We start from the raw sequence: 893 nt of genomic DNA on the forward strand, positions 1-893 counted from the left end.
CTTACTGGCCCTAACAAAGCCGCTGTACGTGTCGGTGGGTGATCAGGCAGACGGCGAGACCGAGGAAAGCTTCGTGGATGTCGTCACGCCGTTCCCAGCGGATGCGCAGGCGGCGGAAGCCGTGCAGCCAGGAGATTGTGCGCTCGACGACGTAGCGGAAGATGCCCAGGCCGGAGCCGTGTGGCTGGCCTCGTTTCGCGATCACGGGGCGGATCCCGCGTTGCCAGAGCAGGCGGCGGTACTTGTCATGGTCGTAGCCGCGGTCGGCCAGCAGCGCGTCGGGCCGTCGGCGAGGTCTGCCGACCAGGCCGGCGACCGCCGGGATCTTGTCGAGCAGGGGCAGGAGCTGGGTGACATCGTTGCGATTTCCGCCGGTCAGCGTTACCGCGAGCGGGATGCCCTGCCCGTCGACGATGAGGTGGTGCTTGCTGCCCGGCCGTGCGCGGTCGACGGGGCTGGGACCGCTTTGGGGCCCCGCCGAGCAGCCCGGACGTGGGAGGAGTCGATCACCGCCCGCGACCAGTCCAGCTGGTTCCTCGACCGCAGTTCCTTCAGCAGCACCACGTGTAACTGGTCCCAGACGCCGGCCTCGTTCCAGGCGGCCAGCCGTCGCCAGCAGGTCATTCCCGAGCCGAAGCCCAACTCCTGCGGCAGGTACTCCCACTGGATGCCGGTGTGCAGCACGAAACAGGATCCCGCACAGTGCCTGCCGGTCCGGCACTCGAGGTCTGCCTTCCACCAGCTTCGGTCCCGGCGCGGGCAGCAACGGCTCGATGAGCGACCACAGTTCATCCGACACGATCCACGGCCTCGACTGACGTTTCCCCACGACCAGACCAACGAGCAGACAAGCCAACAGTCGCATGATCAACAGCTTTTGTTAGAGCCAGTTA

General features: G+C 66.6%; 1 pseudogene. It reads right to left on the minus strand.

Going from position 1 to position 893, the window contains the following annotated elements:
- Nucleotides 1-10 precede the first annotated feature (10 nt).
- Nucleotides 11-865 (minus strand): annotated as a pseudogene (locus KVT44_RS55485) (IS5 family transposase).
- Between the last annotated feature and the right edge of the window lie 28 nt (nucleotides 866-893).

Source organism: Streptomyces sp. GbtcB7 (assembly GCF_019091445.1).
Lineage (GTDB): Bacteria > Actinomycetota > Actinomycetes > Streptomycetales > Streptomycetaceae > Streptomyces > Streptomyces mirabilis.